Source organism: Desulfosoma sp. (assembly GCA_037481875.1).
In the GTDB taxonomy this organism is placed as follows: Bacteria; Desulfobacterota; Syntrophobacteria; order Syntrophobacterales; family DSM-9756; genus Desulfosoma.
This window is the reverse complement of the sequence record JBBFKY010000003.1, coordinates 126,262-143,137: the sequence shown is the minus strand read 5'-3', so window position 1 is coordinate 143,137 and position 16,876 is coordinate 126,262. Positions and strand designations below refer to the sequence as shown.

General features: G+C 53.0%; 14 protein-coding genes and 2 tRNA genes. 8 read left to right on the top strand and 8 right to left on the bottom strand.

Annotated features, from left to right (window positions below; all coding sequences use genetic code 11):
- Positions 1-3 precede the first annotated feature (3 nt).
- The 5 genes from WHS46_05630 to WHS46_05610 all read right to left on the bottom strand — a co-directional run bounded on the left by WHS46_05630 (position 4) and on the right by WHS46_05610 (position 8,330).
- Positions 4-4,806: an FtsX-like permease family protein gene (locus tag WHS46_05630; GenBank protein MEJ5348148.1), complete on the bottom strand. Its 4,803-nt coding sequence runs from the start codon at positions 4,804-4,806 to the stop codon at positions 4-6.
- Positions 4,807-5,096: 290 nt separating this feature from the next.
- A complete protein-coding gene (locus WHS46_05625) occupies positions 5,097-5,831 on the bottom strand; it encodes an ABC transporter ATP-binding protein (GenBank protein ID MEJ5348147.1) in 735 nt (244 codons plus the stop codon).
- 5 nt (positions 5,832-5,836) lie between these two features.
- A complete protein-coding gene (locus tag WHS46_05620) occupies positions 5,837-6,493 on the bottom strand; it encodes an FtsX-like permease family protein (GenBank protein ID MEJ5348146.1) in 657 nt (218 codons plus the stop codon).
- Positions 6,494-6,552: 59 nt separating this feature from the next.
- A complete protein-coding gene (locus WHS46_05615) occupies positions 6,553-7,677 on the bottom strand; it encodes a glycosyltransferase (protein ID MEJ5348145.1) in 1,125 nt (374 codons plus the stop codon).
- Between the two features lie 38 nt (positions 7,678-7,715).
- On the bottom strand, positions 7,716-8,330 hold the full coding sequence (locus tag WHS46_05610) for a poly-gamma-glutamate hydrolase family protein (protein ID MEJ5348144.1): 615 nt from the start codon (positions 8,328-8,330) through the stop codon (positions 7,716-7,718).
- Between the two features lie 230 nt (positions 8,331-8,560).
- Here WHS46_05610 and WHS46_05605 point away from each other — a divergent pair, with 230 nt between their 5' ends.
- The 4 genes from WHS46_05605 (at position 8,561) to WHS46_05590 (ending at position 11,272) form a co-directional block, all read left to right on the top strand.
- The gene (locus WHS46_05605) at positions 8,561-9,406 is read left to right on the top strand and encodes a DUF169 domain-containing protein (GenBank protein MEJ5348143.1); all 846 of its coding nucleotides are present in this window, start codon (positions 8,561-8,563) and stop codon (positions 9,404-9,406) included.
- 65 nt (positions 9,407-9,471) lie between these two features.
- A complete protein-coding gene (locus WHS46_05600; protein MEJ5348142.1) occupies positions 9,472-9,798 on the top strand; it encodes a hypothetical protein in 327 nt (108 codons plus the stop codon).
- Between the two features lie 32 nt (positions 9,799-9,830).
- Positions 9,831-9,965 (top strand): hypothetical protein, encoded by a 135-nt coding sequence (locus WHS46_05595; protein MEJ5348141.1) that lies wholly within the window; start codon positions 9,831-9,833, stop codon positions 9,963-9,965.
- A 146-nt stretch (positions 9,966-10,111) separates the two neighbouring features.
- Positions 10,112-11,272: a hypothetical protein gene (locus WHS46_05590; protein MEJ5348140.1), complete on the top strand. Its 1,161-nt coding sequence runs from the start codon at positions 10,112-10,114 to the stop codon at positions 11,270-11,272.
- A 19-nt stretch (positions 11,273-11,291) separates the two neighbouring features.
- On the opposite strand, the gene WHS46_05585 is transcribed toward WHS46_05590, so the two are convergent.
- Positions 11,292-11,367, bottom strand: a tRNA-Glu gene (locus WHS46_05585).
- A gap of 8 nt (positions 11,368-11,375) precedes the next feature.
- Positions 11,376-11,449, bottom strand: a tRNA-Gln gene (locus WHS46_05580).
- Between the two features lie 187 nt (positions 11,450-11,636).
- Here WHS46_05580 and WHS46_05575 point away from each other — a divergent pair.
- Positions 11,637-13,823 (top strand): HD domain-containing protein, encoded by a 2,187-nt coding sequence (locus WHS46_05575; GenBank protein ID MEJ5348139.1) that lies wholly within the window; start codon positions 11,637-11,639, stop codon positions 13,821-13,823.
- A 1-nt stretch (position 13,824) separates the two neighbouring features.
- On the opposite strand, the gene WHS46_05570 is transcribed toward WHS46_05575, so the two are convergent.
- Positions 13,825-14,154, bottom strand: a complete 330-nt coding sequence (locus WHS46_05570; protein MEJ5348138.1) for a hypothetical protein — start codon at positions 14,152-14,154, stop codon at positions 13,825-13,827.
- A 136-nt stretch (positions 14,155-14,290) separates the two neighbouring features.
- Here WHS46_05570 and WHS46_05565 point away from each other — a divergent pair, with 136 nt between their 5' ends.
- The 3 genes from WHS46_05565 (at position 14,291) to WHS46_05555 (ending at position 16,777) form a co-directional block, all read left to right on the top strand.
- Positions 14,291-15,745 (top strand): DegQ family serine endoprotease, encoded by a 1,455-nt coding sequence (locus WHS46_05565; GenBank protein ID MEJ5348137.1) that lies wholly within the window; start codon positions 14,291-14,293, stop codon positions 15,743-15,745.
- 125 nt (positions 15,746-15,870) lie between these two features.
- Positions 15,871-16,452 carry a chalcone isomerase family protein gene (locus WHS46_05560; protein ID MEJ5348136.1) on the top strand — a complete coding sequence of 194 codons (582 nt, stop codon included), beginning with the start codon at positions 15,871-15,873 and terminating at the stop codon, positions 16,450-16,452.
- Between the two features lies 1 nt (position 16,453).
- Positions 16,454-16,777 (top strand): HNH endonuclease, encoded by a 324-nt coding sequence (locus WHS46_05555; GenBank protein MEJ5348135.1) that lies wholly within the window; start codon positions 16,454-16,456, stop codon positions 16,775-16,777.
- Positions 16,778-16,876: the final 99 nt, after the last annotated feature.

Genomic DNA, 16,876 nt, shown 5'->3' with positions numbered 1-16,876 from the left:
AGTCTATCCTTGGCTTGAAAAAGCGGCTTGCGGCTGGTCTTGAAGTCCTTCCGCATCGAGAGGTTTTATGGGAAGACCGTAGGAGGCCTTGGTTTCCGCATCGAGAAGCCGCCACAGAAGCATCTGTTTTCTCATGACCTTGATAAAATTGCGGTTGGCCCTCTGCCATGTGGTGCGTTCTCCGGAAAGCCGTATCATGTGCAGGGCGACCTCCATATACCCGGGATCATCCGAAGACGGACAACAGTGCAGACGCAATCGCTGTTTGACACCGAAGTCAAAGGGAGCCAGCCACACATTGGCGTACAACCACAGACAAACGGGTTCGGGAAGCTGTGCCCCATCGGTGCTGGAAGCCACCGGTGTGAGGCTCACATCGTCCACGATGAAGGGACCTTGAGCCACATCCTGATGGTCTCGAATGAATCGGGTCAAGAACGCCATGATTCCCGCTTCTTCTTCCGGCTTGAGCAGAAAGGGCAGGCGGAGTTCGAGAAGATCCCCCTGAGCCGGAGGGACCGTCCATGTGCGGGTTACATCGGGCATGGCCAAAGCGGCCGCCAGACGTGCCGGATACAGGGACGCCAGAAGAACCACGGAAAACACCAAAACCATGCAGGCCACGCTGGCCAAAGAGGAATAATTGAACGTGAGTTCGGCAAAAAGGCTTGTTTTGCCGAGAAAGAATGCTGTGAGCTGCGCCAGAATGTAGCCGATGACTGTGGAGAGCACGGCCAGAGAAAGGGCTTCGACGATAAAGAGAAAACCCACATGGTTGGGTGCTAGTCCCACGGAAGTGTAGACACCGATTTCCGATTTCCTTTCATGCACATGGCCTATCATGGTGTTCAGACAAATGAAAACAACAATAAGCATGGGCACGAGAAGGTTGGCGACTCCTTGATATCGCAAGGTTTTTGATGCGGAATGAAAGTAGGTGACATCAGCTCCCACGAACAAAGGAAAAGTGAGACGACGCGTAAGATCGTCAGCCAATTCCAAAGCCTTTGAAGGTCCAGGGGTGAGAAGGGTCACCGCCCGTAGTGTTCCTCCAAGCGACAGACACGTGCTGTGAGGAATCAAAACCGTCGCTTCGCTGGATGCCGAACGAAATTTTTCGATCATCGGCGTAACGGTTTCCCCCCCTTCCATCGCTTCAATTTCCGCTTCAGAAAGTTCCTGGTCAGGAGCGATATCCATGTAGGCGGGTTTTACCGGGGATCCATCCAAATCCATAAAGGCTTCCAGTCGGTTCGAATCAAAGAAGCCTACAACGACGAAAGGCACTTCCCAAAGGTGCACGGAAGTTCCTAGATCGCGGAATGGATCGAGACCTAACTTATGGGCAAGATGTGTGGAAAGTAACACGGCCCGCACGTCGTCTTTCTGAAACCATCTGCCTGAGCTCACGATGTCCTTGAAAGATTCCGGAGCGTTGGCTCCTACACCGAGCACGCCTTCCACCGGAACGCTTATCGAGGCGGCACGCACAGAAGCCACGGCTCGCAAAGATGGATGCGCCGGATCGATCCAAGAACGGGGCCACAGGACAGCACGATTTTCATAGCGGGCTATAAGGCTTTCCAGAGAGATCGACGTCAGGGGAAGCCAAAGAGGATGTCGCACGAGCACACCTGAGTAAGCAGGGGCCTCACCGACTCGAGTCATGGTGGTTTTGGTAAGGCTTTTCACGTTCGTGAAAGACATAATGGTAAAGGTGAGGATGATAAGGGTGACAGAGGTGAGAGCGGTGCGCAGACGTCTGCGGTTAAGGTTGGAGGCGCCGATGGCGAAACCCGCTCCAAAGGCCTGCCACTTGTTGACACTGTCTTTCGCCGAGGCGGTTCCGGGCAAGGCTGAAGAAGCGGCCATTTCCCGTTCAAAGCGAACGAAGAGAATCCAGGCGACGGTGACGCTTAAGGCCACGATGAAAAAGGCAAGAATCACCACCATGGGATTATAGGTCAGGCGAAAGGCCGGATGCAGGGCGCGAATGGTCAAAATGGTGGCGATAAGGAGCACAAAGAAGGCTGTAAGCTGCTTGTAGATATTCCGGAAGCAGAAAAGGTAACGTTCCAGGCAGTACGCAAAGGGGACAAAAAGGGCGATGAAGAACATAACGCCCCCAAGAACATCTCTTTGCGTGTTTTCGATTTCGTTGTAAACCGTGTTCAATTTGGCCCAGGCCGAGACCGTACCTTCCCAAGATCGGCTGTGCTGCAGGAAGGTTTCATCCTGAAGGGCTCGTTGGCGCTCCTGTACGGCTTCTTCGTACAGGTTTTCCAAGAAGCGGTTGCTGATTCCATGCCTGGTAAGATTTTCCAGGCGTTCCCCGACCAGATGGATAAGATCGTCGGCCACACGGCCGAAGGTTTTGGTAAGGAGTGCAGGTTCTCCGATGATGTACCCAGATCCTGTTGGGTTGGCTGCCGTGCCGTTCAGCAGTAAAAGTTCCTTGCGCAAAAGTGTGTCGGAAAGAATGAGTTTGAAACGGCTGCCCGGTTCTAAAAAAACGGAAACGGCAAAGGTGTCCCGACCATCCACACGGCTGTACCAATAACGAAGCGGCCGAGCTTCAGTGACTCCGTCCAAAAGGGTGATTTTTGTCAAGTAATCCATGCGTTGAGGGTTCATAACACCGACGATGTCACTTTGTCGGCATTGGAACATGACGAGGGTAGTGGTGGCGATGCGTCCTTTAATGTTGAGCCGGTAGTTGTCCTTGGATGTTTGCACCTTGTCGGCCGCCCATCGAATTTTGCCGGTCTGTGGGTCGACCCCGTAGGGCTCGAGAATGAGTTTTTGAAAAGCCACACGTTTGTTGGCCACCGCCGGAATGAAGAAAGACCCGTCTTGAAAGGTCATGACCCGCACAAGTGAATTCCCTTGCAGGACACAGACCAGGGTTCCTGGAGCCGGCTTATCCGGAAACAGTTCCCCTTGCCGAATAAACATGGCCCGCCCTTCCACAGATGCCAGCCCTTCAAAACCGGCTCGACACCTTTCCCTGAGCTTGGGATCGGCAAGGACTCGGGCCAGAAGCTTAGGAATAACTTTTCCCAGTCGTTCCACACCATGGATGTCCAGCCGTTCCGGGCTATCATTGGGGGTTTCCCAATAAGTGCGGTGATTGTTAGCGCTGATGAGGGCAAATGAAGGACATGCGGAAAGGGCTCCAATATCGCATGCCAAGCACATGGGTCTTAGGCTTTCCACGGCATGGGCACCCGCGGTACCCCCATGTCGGCTGGTTTCCGCAAAAACGGGTGAATCCTTGATTTCCTGAGCCAGTTCTTCCGCGGCGTGCCTAAAGATCTCGGCCAGGGCCACGTTGCGAACCATACGATAGACCTGCTCGCGTAAAGGGAAGGTGCCACCCCATTCACTGAGGGTCACAAGCGGTGATCGGGAAGACAGGGACAGTCCCAAATGAAGCACTCGATCGTATTCCTCCACCACGTTACGAAGCGCGATCCAGGACTTCACGGCCTTTAATCGTGCATCTATCTCAGCCAGCTCACTTTTGAGATTCTCGAGACCCCGTTCAATCAGTTTCATGGCCAGGAAGCGCTCTTCCTCTCTGAGCGGATCATTCGCCTCTTTCCAGCTTAAACGACGAAACTTGAGCGCCAGGGCCATGAGTTCCTGCTTCCCGCGAGCTTCTTGCGTCAAAAGATCCGCTTCATCCTTGGCCCATCCCACCACATAGGACCAGATCTGGTCTTGAGAAAGCGGCTGATCGGTTTCCGCCTTGAAAGGCTCGGGGCGTGTGAGAAGCGTGTGAAGGTGTTTGAGGCGTTCTCTTTTATTTTCGAGGAATTTTTGTTCAGTGCGAAGATTTCTACGAGGGCCTTCCAATGTCCAGACAAAATGGCGCGTGCCCAGAAGCCCTTGACCGTGGCCGGAGACGGCTGCAAGAAGGACGGTGCGTTCCGGTGGATGCGATGCCAAGAATTCGGCCAATTGCAGCAACATGGCCGCCGAAACCGCTTGATCCGCTCCAGGGGCCAAACCCACCACAGAGGATGCGGCATCGTAGGATGCTTCGATGATGACCAATTCTTTGGAAAGCTGAGGTGAAGATCCAGGAACCACGCCGTAAACATTGAAAACCATACGGTTTTCCCAATGGCTGCGAACCGACACTCGTGCCCGAGCACCTTGCGCGGCGGCTTGACGTAACGCCGCCCCCACTTTTGAAGGAGCGTAAAAACGTGGAAAATCCAAGGGTGTCGGAATGTTTTTTCTCACAAACTGGTCACGTGTATCCTCATCGTGCCCAAGAAAGATTACGGCCTTGGCTCCCAGCTGAGCCGCCAGCCACCAGTTGTCGCCGGAAGCAACATCCATCAAAACAAGAGCGTTTTCGATGTTAAGCCCGTTGAACCGAGTTAAAGCCCCGTCGTGGACGTCCACCAACGGTCCTTCCAGTCCCTCGGGAGGGGTTTGAGACATCATGGCCATATTGGGAGCCCAAGGATAAAGCGGAAAACGTGCCGAACCCACCGTGATGTGCCCCTCATCCAAGACGGGCACAGGGACAAAGAAACCCTGACGTCCCACGTTTTTCAGTCCCAACCGCTGAAAGGTCTGGGCAATATAGTCGGCGGCGGCGTCACAGCCAGGTGTGCCGGTGGATCGATCTTCGGCTTGGATCAGCGCTTGGAGATGTGGCCCCATGGCCTGGGAAGCCGATGCATGGGCTTGGCTCCGTAGGGCGCCGAAAAGACATAAGATCACAAGAAGACTTACCCAGAATGTTTCGCCGGGGAGCATTTTCGCAAACGATTGAATCCCTGCAGACATCGGCGTCTCGCCTGCATGAGAAGCGGATCGGACCCCTGTGGTCCCGGGAAAAGCCGCACCTTTCCACACTGTTGAACATCTTTCCGCGAGCTTGCCCAACAATGAGATAAAGGATTGGTTATCTACAAAGCGCGGCCCATTGGTCCGCCGTTTGTGCAAGCGGGCCCCCGGCTCTCTCGGGCAGATATGCCTTCTCCAACATGTTCCTGGAAAAAGATCCGTGACGCGAGCAGAGCCCTGATTGGAAACACGGCAGACCGGTGACGACACGTGGCCCATGAGACGATCCATCACAAAACCTGGCCTATGGAAATCTGAAGTCTTTCGCGATCTTCGATGCGATCGATGCGACCGTCTCGAATCCACACGACGCGATCAGACACATTGATCATCTTGAGGTCATGGGTTGCCGAAATAATGGTCACCCCTCGTTCTTGGGACAGTTCCTTGAGCAGTCCGATGATTTCTTCGCCGGTAGTGAGGTCCAGGTTTCCTGTGGGTTCATCGGCCAAAATGATGGCTGGATCATTGGCAAGAGCTCTGGCGATGGCCACCCTTTGTTGCTGACCTCCGGAAAGTTCGCTGGGCTTGTGCTGATACCTTTCGGCCAGACCTACCAGTTTCAGCAGTTCCATGCCTTTGTCCATGTATTCGTCTCGGCCCATGCCGGCAAAGATCATGGGTAAAGTCACATTCTCGATGGCCGTCATCACTTGAATGAGATTAAAGGTTTGAAAAATGTAGCCGATTTTGCGACATCGAAGCCATGCCAGCTCATAGGCATCCAGCTGCGCCACGTCCACCTCGTCGATAAAGACGCGCCCGGAGGTGGGTTTATCCAAAGCGCCGATCATGTTGAACAAAGTGGATTTGCCGGATCCCGACGGCCCCATGATGGACATGTATTCTCCCGCTTTGATTTCCAGGGAAATGCCCCGAAGGGCATGGACTTCTTCCTGACCCATGCGAAACACCTTCACCACGTCCACCAAACGAACCACATTGTGTGTGCCGTTCCCGTTCATAGAAACTAAGGCTCCGATCTCAAGGCGATAGCCGGTTCCATGCGCGCCGCCACCCACGCCGGGTACATGACACCGATCAGGCTGAGAGCCACCGCAAGCGCTGAAGATTTTAAAAGAAGGGTAGCCAGGGAAACCACCGGCAGATGGACAAAGACGACCGTGCCGAAGCGTACGGCGAGGGTGATCACAGCCGTGATCAGTCCCAAAAGACTTCCCAGGCAGCCTCCTAGAATTCCCTGATAAGCCGCTTCGAGAACGAAAAGTTTGATCACGAAACTGTCCAGGGCCCCCAGACACTTCAAGGTACCGATTTCACGAAAACGTTCGGTGACGGCCATAAGTTGAGCGTTGACGATTCCTACGGTGCAGACCAAAAGGGAAAGCACGACGAGCCATCTGTCTTTAGCATTGCTGCCGAAATGGCCATCGATGGGCAGAAAGCCGGCGGCAAGAATCTTGTCTTGAAGAGCCGCACTCGCTGCCGGCCAAAGCCCTTCCAGCAGGACATAAACGGCGAAGGTGTAAGTAAGAAAAGCCACGGCCAGAACCAAAGTGAACGTAGTGATCAGGGACCGAAACAGACGGGCTCGAAGAGCATTGAAGGAAATGCGAAGCACCTGAGACCAGGGAAGAACGATCTGTCTGTCGATACGTTTCGCCATGGGTTAGATCTCACGTCACGGAACCGGAAGTTATTACCGGAGAAGGCTTCCTTCCTTCTTTAAGCCTTCAAGATGAGCTTTTCAATGGCTCGAACGGATTCTTGCGCTCCGTCGGTTTTGAGAACCAAGGGGTTGGGGGGCGGAGCATCCAGCGCGGCCTGAATCTCCACGGCCAGATTCTTTGCATCCAAGGACCGAAGGACCCTGAGAGCTCCTCGAGACGCCAACCGTTCGGCTCGAAGGGCTTGTTCTCGATTTTGTGGAAAAGGATACACGAGAGCTTTGACCCCGGAAGAGAGAACATCCATGCAGGTGTTATAGCCGGCCATGCTGATGGAAAGCCCGGCCTGAAACAATTCCTTCAGAAAATGAGGTGTAAAAGGCTTCCAGGCAATGCGGAAATCCTTGCTGGTCAGAGCCTGAAGATGATGTTTGTCCTCGGGGGTCATAAATGGACCTTCATAGATCTCGAGGCGAAGGTCATCCCTGAAAATATAGGAAAAGGCATGACAGACCGCCTGAATAAGATCAATCCCGACCCTTCCGCCACCGGTGCTCAAAACAATTCGATGGTTTAAACGCGGCGGTGGAGGATTCGGGCCCGTGCGGGTTACGTAACCCGTATACACCATAGGTGGCTCAATGAGGTGAACACGGCTGAAGGTCTCATCCAATCGGACGCATGTGGGATCAGCGTGAACCAAGATCAGATGAAAATACCGGTTGACCCGGCGGACAACATTTTCTTCATAAGCGTCCGGATCAGCCTTTTCCACCAAAATGTCTCGCAGACTGCAGACCACGAAAGCCGAATGTGGTGCTGTGCGGTTGGCTTCAAGAAGCGGAATCAGTTCAAACTGGAACCGCTTGCGTCCAAAAGGAAAAAGTTCAATGAGCACCACGTCAGGCCGAACGGTTTGGTAGATTTCCAACAGCCTTTTTTTTCTCTCTTCTTGAGTGTGACGGACATCGCCTTCTTGGGTTTCCAAGTGTCGGAATTCGGGATCCATCATCAGAGCGGGAAGAGCCAGACGATGGACATGCGGGGGTGCTTCAAAACCTGGAAGTGGCTGGCCTCCCTCAACGAAAAACACTTCATGCTCGAAAAAGGCTGAGGCTATTTCCATGCTTCGCAAAAAATGCCCGATGCCCAAAACATGCTGGCAATAATGAAGGATTTTCACTTTTCAGCAACTCCACAAGGCATGGTGGCTTTTGGTGTTCAAAAGCCTCGAGGAACGGTCTCCATGGCGAGCACTTGGCGCAAAGCATGCACCAGGTCATGAAAGATCGGTGTTGGGTATCGACGTCCCCATCGGTTGAGGCTCACAAAAAGCCGACGGCGCAGATTCAATGACAACTCCAACTGCAGCCCGCAACCGGCTCGGCCTCGATTGCACATGTTTTCCGGCTGCAACCCTTGAAAAACAGGATGATTTCCTATGGAAAATCCTGCCTGGTACAGCACTTCTCGGCACCGGGATCGAAGTTCAATGTCCAGCCCGCCCACAAAAAGATCAGCCCCTCCATTGGTGCACCCGTGCACGGTGATCACTTTCCAGGATTGGGCGGCAAGGGACAAGGCCACAGGTTCGTCAAATCGTGAACTCGTAATGTGAAGCACGCCGTTGTTCTTTCTTTTGAGCCCGTCGAAATGATAGAAAGCATGGACACCCTTGGAGACGGCTCGAGCCACTTCGGAAGTTCCCGGTTCAATGCCGCCGCCGTGAAGGGCCATAAGTGTAAGGCCGGATCGCCCTGTGCGCCACTCAATCACATAGTCGCGTCCGGAAACTTCATGAACTTTGAGCTCTTGAAAAGACAGGTAACCGTCCAAAGATGTCCGCTTTCGGTTGCGTGCAATGAGGATCCATGCCCTCGGTCCGATCGATGGGGATTTCCAATTGTCAAGCTTTCACGGGTTAAATAGTGCCAAAGGATGGTGTTCCTGTAAAGTTTAGGAAAAATAGGCTGAGATGCGTCAGTGCTGAGTGAGCAAAGCCTGTTTTTTCAGGGATTTTTATGAAGGACCACTAAATGACATGAATCAGAGTGGAGGAGGGACCCATGAAAAGCAAGGTGGCGGAGGCTTTAGCCATGAGGCATGAACCTGTGTCTGTTCTTTGGACCGAAGAAAAACCGGAAGGGGCTTCCATGTTTCGTCCGGGCAAATGGGGTTGTGTCATGTGGATGCTCGCGGGAGCTTCCCGAGGAAAACCGGCCGTGTTCGATCGAGAATCCTACGGTTGCTGGGGCGGCGGTGTTGGTTTGGGTTTTGGCAACCAATATAAGGTCTTTCCGGGCGGCGAGGCATGTTTTCACTATTTCTTGTCCATCGGAAACAGGCATTGGGATCAGGGACGCGCCCTTTGTGAAAAAATGGAAGCTTCCGAAGGTGGATCCTTTGTCGAAGATTTTCGAGACGGCGAAGGTTACCTCAAGGACCCTCACCTGGTGGAACGTTTCATACAAGATCTTCCCATCATGGATATTCCGTCACGCTACGTGGTCTTTCAACCCCTTAAGGCCGTGGATGCCACACAAAACCCGCCTCAGGTGGTGGTGTTTTGGGTTGAACCGCATCAATTGGCAGCCCTGGTGGTCCTCACCAATTATGGTCGGGAAGGCAATGAGAATGTGATCGTTCCCTTTGCGGCGGGTTGCCAAAGCATCGGGATTTATGCTTACAGCGAAGGACAAAGGGAAAAGCCCCGGGGTGTCATTGGGCAGATGGATCTTTCCGCTCGCCTCCATGTATGCAAAACCATGGGGGACCATGTGTTCACTTTTGCCGCTCCATGGAAGCTCTTCCTGGAACTTGAAGAGAACGTTTCGGGAAGTTTTGCGGACCGATCGGTATGGAGCCAGCTGCGCGACCGATTAATGGTTGCCAAAAAAAATAACGCATGCTAGCGAGGAAGCCTCTTACACCGAGGAAGGTTGGGGCCGAATATGTCCGGTTTCGTGAGGGAGTGCTAATGGAAGTTTCTGTGATGAGCCGCGTCTATATCATTTTCAAGCGCACAAAATGCTGCATTCGGATCTATACGGACATGGATCGGGACTGCTTTCAAGCTAAACTTCAGGAAGCAATGCGACAGCGCAAAAGTCTTTTTCTTCATGTATATCAGCCCAATGGGAACGGTTTCTTGAGGAGTCACACCACGGTGACGCCTTATGAAATCCTGATGGACTGTGTGTTTCATGTGGAGGAAGTCAGCCGGAACGGCGATGATCCCTGCGAGCAAAAGGGCAAGGAGGCCCGTTTCCTTCAAAAGCTTTTTGAAGAGCACGGTTTGACCTGACAAAAGGTGTCTTTCCTTTTAAGGAACGGCTCATGAAAGACAAAGACATGGAGTCGCGGTATCAGGAAACCATTCGTATTTTGGAAGAAGAACTCGACTTTTTGCGCCGACGTGTTCAGGAGCTGGAAGAGGCTTTACAGGGGTGCCTGAGTCGCTCGAGGCATTGACTGGGATGCGGGTTTGCCGACTGGTGGCTGGATGCCACAAAAGTGCTCACCGAGAAAACCAGCGCTTTTCCCTTTAAGCCTGCTCCATGTCCGGCGGTGGGTTCAGAAAAAGAAGAGCCCACCAAACCGCCTTCCGAGGAGCCCTCATGACAGGGGCGACTTCGACGGTCATCTTTTGCATCAATGGAATCCCTGCTGACTCAGAGGCGCTTAAGTGTCCGCTTCCCACAGGTTTGACCTCTGATGCACCGTCCATGAATTACACACAGTACTTTGAGGCGCTTCGAGAGGCTTTACAGAAGAACGGCTGGAAACCTCTTTGTGAAAGCCTGGAAACCCTTACGGGAACGAGTTGGACTTCCAAGGGAATTTCCCGAGTCCGTATTGACAGCGTCAAGCATGGAGCCTTGTATCATGTGGCCAAAATCGAGGTGCAGGCGAATGATCAAATCTATGCGTTCGTGATGAATTCGGCCATGCATCCTCAAAGGCAGAAGGCTCTCGAACGAGAATGGAAAACCTTGCAATGGTTGGCGAACACACCCGTTGCGCCATATGTGCCTCGATGCCTCTATGTGGGGCAAGGGGTGTGGCACGATGACCAGGCGGCAATATGGCCTTTTGGGTTTTTTCTGGCCACGTGGTTTGAAGGGTTTTACGAGTGGCACATGGAAAAAGGAGACGATGGAACGGCTGCAACCATTCGAGTCTGGGACGAATCTTCTTCGGGAACAGTTCTTTCTTCAACCCAGACGGCTGAGCTCATGGAACAGGCCTCGTACCTTCTGACCCTGGCTCTTGACCGAAAAGATTTTTTTCAGATTTATCCCTGGCACCATGCAGCAGGTGATTTCGTGGTTGCCGTGGATGACCGGGGACTCTCCGTACGCCTTATTTCCGCTCGAAACCGAGCCGTGCTGATGCCGTCTGGTCCCCTGTTTCATGAGCGCTTTTCCGCGTTGGCCGCTTTCTTTTTCGTGTTGACCTTTCGCATGCGTGTGGATCGCCACCGAGGTACCGAAGATCTGGTGTGGGCTTCAGCCCAATGGCTTGAGCCCGTTGTTCGCGGCTTTCTTCGGGGATGGACCGACGGGGCTTCCACTTATGAACCCCTGACAGCTCGTGACATCCTGAGCCTGCTTCAAGCTTTTGATGCTTCGGATTGGGAAGCCGTCGGTTCCCTGCTTCAGGAAGATCTCGTGGTGGACGTCGACGAAGGTCCCTTGGTTTTAAAGCGTCTCCAGGTACATGCCAGAGATTTGGGCGACGTTTTACGTCGAGGGACTTTTCAGGATGTCTTGGTATAAGGATTCCGGGCAGGATTTGTGGTAGTCCCAACGGGATTCGAACCCGTGTCTCTGGCGTGAGAGGCCAGTATCCTAGGCCACTAGACGATGGGACCAAAAAAAATGGCTGGGGGACTAGGATTCGAACCTAGGCTAGCGGATCCAGAGTCCGCCGTCCTGCCGCTAGACGATCCCCCAACGCAGTGCCGAAAACCTAATGGAATGTTTCCTCCAAGTCAAGGCCCAAACAAGGCGGCAGGCACGAACGCCTTTGATGGGTTTCTTTTTCCGTTTCCAACTGTGCGTGTCGCAAAAGATCGAGTATATTTGAAACCACGGCAACCTTGATGAGGCAGCCGCTGAATGATCACAAAGGGGATGGACTTTGTTTCAGCAACTGCTCTCGGAAGAACCTGGACAATTTGATTTGAGCGTGTACCGGCTGCGCATGGAAGAACTTCTGCCGCCGCAGCAACCAGGCAATGCGTTGTTTTACCGTGCCTTGGACTACGCGCAGGATTTGCATGAAGGGCAGATACGAAAATCCGGGGCGCCTTACATCAGCCATCCCTGTGCGGTGGCTTACATTTTGGCCAAGGAGATGGGAATTCGAGACCCGGAAATGCTGGCCGCGGCCATTCTTCACGATGTGATTGAAGACGTTCCACGCATTGACTATGAAGTTATTGAAAGTGCCTTTGGAACCGTGGTGGCCGACCTGGTGGAAGGCTGCACCAAAATGACCAGGCTCCACCAGGACCGTGCGGTCCTCAAGGACTTGACCCACAGCAAGATTCTGCAGACCGCCAGCCAGCGCTTGGGGGTATTAGTCATCAAACTTGCGGATCGGTTGCATAACCTGCGCACTCTGCACTATCTTCCCAAGCCAAAACAACAACGCATCGCTCAGGAAACCGTGGAAATATACGCGCCCCTGGCCGCTAAACTCAACATTTTTCCACTCAAACGCGAACTCTACCATCTTTCCCTTTCTTATCTGTATCCGAAAAAAAGCAAAAAAATTCTTAACACCCTTCGTTCGCTCTATGCCCATGCCGGTGTGACGGAAATTACCGAACGCCTGCGGGAAGCCTTTGCGCGTCGAAACATGGACGTCGTCATTCGCAGTCGAGTCAAAGGCTTGGGTACCTATTATGATGCGGCGAAAGGAACCCTGAGATTGGCCAACGCGGAAAACCGTGTGGACTTTACGGTGGTGCTGACTGCCAACGATGTGGATGCCTGTTATTGTGCTTTGGGTGTGGTAAATTCCACTGTAACTCCCATACCGAGAAGCCTACGGGATTTTATTGCGAATCCAAAGAATAACGGCTATATGAGTCTGCATACGCGGATTCACCACAAAGGGGAAAATTACCTGGTCAAGGTGCGTACGGCCTCGATGGACGAATGGGCTACCCATGGGGTCTTGAGCCAATGGAACCATCCAGAAAGGATTACGGAAGCCTACCTCAAGGAAGTGAGCGAGTTCTTGCGAAGTGTGGGCGAATACGGAGGTCCGCCGCCTCAGCGCCGTACCTTGATTCAATTGTCGGAAGCCGAGGAAGTGACAGTTTACACACCGCACGGTGACGCTCATACGTTCCCTGTGGGAAGTATCGTTCTGGACTTTGCTTTCAAGATTCACTCGGATTTAGGCAATCACTGTATCGGAGCCGTCATTGGAGGGAGGCGGGTTCCACCGACCCATCGGCTCAAAGACGGAGACACAGTACGGGTGATCAAGTCGGAAACACCGGTACGCTTTGATCCCGATTTGGAACGCCTGTGTATGACTCCAAAGGCTCGCAATGCCATTGCAAAAGAAATGGCACGACGCCGTCGACTCTGTGCTCATGACGTCGGAAAAGATCTTTTGATGCAGGAACTGGCACAACATGGATTGCCGCAAGAGACCCTGGAACGTGAGGAAGTGCCCCTTATTTTGGAAGTGCTCAATGTCAAATCACTGGAAGATCTTTTTGTCATGATCGGCCAGGATCTTATTTCCCCCAAGGCCTTTCTTTATTACCTACAGGATGTTCCTAAAAAGAACATGGGAAAACTTAGGCTTCGTGCAGAAGAAGACCAGGGTCATGAACGGAAGGTGCTGAAAGTCAGTGGTTTAGATCCTGCGGTGCACAAGTTTGCAGGCTGTTGTCATCCGTATCCAGGAGAAAGTCATGTGCTGGCGACGCTTAGTGAACGAGGGATCACCTTTCATCGGGCCCGGTGCAGCGATGTGACGGAACGCCACGGGTTGCCCCCTCACAAGCTGCTGGATGTGCAGTGGGCTGAAAATCCTCCCTGGGAAAGCCCTGTGGCCATGTGGGTGAAGGTGACAGCCGGGGATCAACAGGCTTTATTGCCGCTTTTGGGAAAGATTCCGTCCTGGATCGAGGTGAGGCGTCTGGAAGGGCAGTTTCGGAAAGACCTTCCCCAATGGGCGTCGTTTCAGGTGCTCTTGGGCGGTTTTGAAGATGCTCGGCGGCTCTTCGGCTGTTTTCAGCCCGGAACCGTCATTGTGGATAAATACGGATCCCTGGACGCCGCCTTGGACCTGGGGGACTGATTCAATGGAGGGAGCGGTTGCTGTGGGTTTCCTTAAAGATTTTTCGAGCTACAGCATGGAGATCGGCTTTTTTGATGCCGGCCACTTCCACAAGAAGGAATTGAATCCAAGCCCCGCAACAGAAACTTAAAAGACTATGCGGGTTTTTGAAAACATCTTCTTCCAGTTTTCCATCTTCATAGGCCTGAGCGATAAGGTTCATTAAAGAGAGCAAAAGCTCGCCTTCCCCGTAGCGACGAACGGCGTCTCGATAAATGGCCGCCAGTTCGGGATTCCTTTGCAAAATCTGGGTGCTGTAGCGACATGCGTCAACCAACGTCATCGATTGCATCGGGGTTTTGTTACCTCCTTGCCGTGCCTCGTTCTTGATTTTTCTTGGGCTTGGTTTATGGTGTATACCAAATTTTGGGCACGGCTGAAAAGATGTGGGTGCAGGAAATTCTGCTCGAAAGAAAGGAGCTTGCAGCATGTTTCATAAAACAAGGCGTCTCATGGTTTTTTCGTGGATGATTGCAGTTCTGACTCCCGTTGTGATGCTCACATCGGCGGGATTCCTTCAGGGAGCCTTCGCCGCCACGAGCCTTTTCGGCTCGAACCTTCCACCTTCTTTTGCGGACTTGGCGGACAAAGTCAAGGACTCGGTGGTCAATATTTCCACCACTCAGGTGATCAAGGGGCATCCTTTGCAACCGTTTATGGAACCTAATTCTCCTTTTCGTGAATTTTTTGGTGATGAGTTCTTTAAGCGGTTTTTCGGAGACATGCCCAAAGGCTCCATGAAGACCAATTCCCTGGGATCCGGTGTGGTCATCGACGCTTCAGGGCTCATTTTGACCAACAACCACGTGGTGGAAAAGGCGACGGAAATCCGGATCAAGCTGCAAAACGGCAAAGAATATGCCGCCAAGGTCGTGGGCCGGGATCCGAAGACCGATCTGGCTCTTATTCAGACGGAACCCGACAAGAATTTTCCCAAGCCCGCCGTTTTGGGGGACTCTTCTGCCTTGCGTGTCGGGGACTGGGTCATGGCCGTGGGAAATCCCTTTGGATTGGGCCATACGGTCACGGTTGGCATTATCAGCGCCAAGGGCCGAATCATCGGCGCGGGGCCCTATGATGATTTTCTTCAAACGGATGCCGCCATCAATCCGGGGAATTCCGGAGGACCCCTTTTTAACATGCACGGAGAAGTGGTGGGTATCAACACGGCCATTGTGGCTCGAGGGCAGGGGATCGGTTTTGCCATTCCCATCAATGTGGCTAAGGACCTTTTACCCCAGCTGCGAACGGGTAAGGTGATACGTGGATGGTTGGGAATCATGATTCAGGATGTGACGCCGGAAATAGCGGAATCCTTCAATCTTAAAGAGGCCAAAGGGGTTCTGGTTTCCGATGTGGTCAAAGACAGTCCTGCCGAAAAGGGTGGACTTCAGGTGGGTGATATCATTCAGGAATTCAACGGCGAAGAAGTGCTGGACGCCCATGAACTTTCTCGACGCGTCGCGGCGACACCTCCCAATTCCAACGTGAAAATAGGCCTGCTTCGTGATGGATCCAAGAAGGTTTTGACCATCAGCCTGGGGACCATGCCCGATGAAGAAACGGCTGCGGCACAACCTGAAAGTGTGGAAAACGTGTGGGGTCTCACGGTCCAGAACATGACCAAGGAACTTGCCGAACGTTTCGGGTGGGACGCTTCGGAGCGGGGTGTCATCATTACGGAAGTGGAACCGGACAGTCCTGCGGCTGAAGCCAGACTTCGGCCGGGAGATCTCATCAAGGAAGTGAACCGCAAAAAGATCCAGAATCTCAGGGACTACAACCAGGCCATCAGAGGCGTCGAAAAAAAGAGCAGTTTGCTCCTTTTGATCAAACGGGGTGAACGAACCTTTTACGTGGTGCTGCAAATGCCGCAAAGCTGAAAGGTTCGCGATCCTGCAATGTGTTTTTTCCGAAACCCACGGGTGTCGAGGGGTTGTTGGCACGGACGAGGGGTCGCGAAAAAGCGGCCCCGAAGGATCAAGGAAAGAAAAAGGAGGGTGACAGAATGGGTCAGGTTCGGAGGGGGCGAAAAGTTCATGGTCTTGTGGGGTTCTTGTGCGTGCTGTTGGGGGCGGCCACGTTGAGTGCTGCGGATGTGCCGAGCTTTCCGAATCAAATCACCATCGGCCAAACGACCTGTTTTCTCAACGGGTTCGGTTTGCGTCAAAAACTGGTCGTGGACGTTTACTACGGAGCTTTGTACCTGAGACAGAAATCCTCGGATGCCAAAGCCGTCATTCAGGCGGACGAACCCAAGGGTATCATTATGCATTTCGTGTACAAGAATGTGGATGCCGCCAAACTGGGAGAAACCTGGAAGGAAGGCTTTGAAAAGACGGCTCCCAATCCCGATGCAGCACTCAAGAGCCGAATAGACACCTTTATGGGCTATTTCACCGAGCCGTTGCAGAAAGGTGAAGAGATTCGGCTGCTGTACGAACCCGGCGTGGGAACGCATGTCTTGATCAAGGGACAGGAAAAGGGCGTTGTGCCGGGTGCCGATTTCATGCGGGCTCTCTGGGGCATTTTCCTCGGTGAAAAGCCTGCCTCAGACGCTCTGAAGAAAGGCATGTTGGGGCAATCTTAGGATGGATCTTGACCGATTTCTCGAGCCTTTCACAGTGACGGTTTCGCCGGAACAGATTCGGCGCGAAAAGGAAAAGGCTCGAGCACTCAGAAAAACACAGTGGTGGCAACGCCAGCTCGCCAAAGGGCGTTGCCATTATTGCGGCAAGACGGTTTCGTCAAAGGAGTTGACCATGGACCATGTGGTGCCCTTGGTGCGCGGCGGTCGCAGCACCAAAGGCAACGTGGTTCCCTGTTGCAAGGACTGTAATTCCAAGAAGAAATATCTACTGCCGGTGGAATGGGCGGACTATCTCAAGCGATGTGCCGAGACCAAATCTTCGTGAAAACGCACAGGTGACACATGACATCGATTTCTCAAACCGCCTTACATGATCGCCGTGAAGATTGCAGCATGTGCCCCTTGGCCGTGTACTGTTTTTCGG

Excerpts from the sequence above, each read along its gene's own strand:
- WHS46_05630 (MEJ5348148.1), bottom strand. The coding sequence starts at position 4,806 with ATGTCTGCAGGGATTCAATCGTTTGCGAAAATGCTCCCCGGCGAAACA.
- WHS46_05625 (MEJ5348147.1), bottom strand. The coding sequence starts at position 5,831 with ATGAACGGGAACGGCACACACAATGTGGTTCGTTTGGTGGACGTGGTG.
- WHS46_05620 (MEJ5348146.1), bottom strand. The coding sequence starts at position 6,493 with ATGGCGAAACGTATCGACAGACAGATCGTTCTTCCCTGGTCTCAGGTG.
- WHS46_05605 (MEJ5348143.1), top strand. The coding sequence starts at position 8,561 with ATGAAAAGCAAGGTGGCGGAGGCTTTAGCCATGAGGCATGAACCTGTG.
- WHS46_05600 (MEJ5348142.1), top strand. The coding sequence starts at position 9,472 with ATGGAAGTTTCTGTGATGAGCCGCGTCTATATCATTTTCAAGCGCACA.
- WHS46_05595 (MEJ5348141.1), top strand. The coding sequence starts at position 9,831 with ATGAAAGACAAAGACATGGAGTCGCGGTATCAGGAAACCATTCGTATT.
- WHS46_05590 (MEJ5348140.1), top strand. The coding sequence starts at position 10,112 with ATGACAGGGGCGACTTCGACGGTCATCTTTTGCATCAATGGAATCCCT.
- WHS46_05570 (MEJ5348138.1), bottom strand. The coding sequence starts at position 14,154 with ATGCAATCGATGACGTTGGTTGACGCATGTCGCTACAGCACCCAGATT.
- WHS46_05565 (MEJ5348137.1), top strand. The coding sequence starts at position 14,291 with ATGTTTCATAAAACAAGGCGTCTCATGGTTTTTTCGTGGATGATTGCA.
- WHS46_05560 (MEJ5348136.1), top strand. The coding sequence starts at position 15,871 with ATGGGTCAGGTTCGGAGGGGGCGAAAAGTTCATGGTCTTGTGGGGTTC.
- WHS46_05555 (MEJ5348135.1), top strand. The coding sequence starts at position 16,454 with ATGGATCTTGACCGATTTCTCGAGCCTTTCACAGTGACGGTTTCGCCG.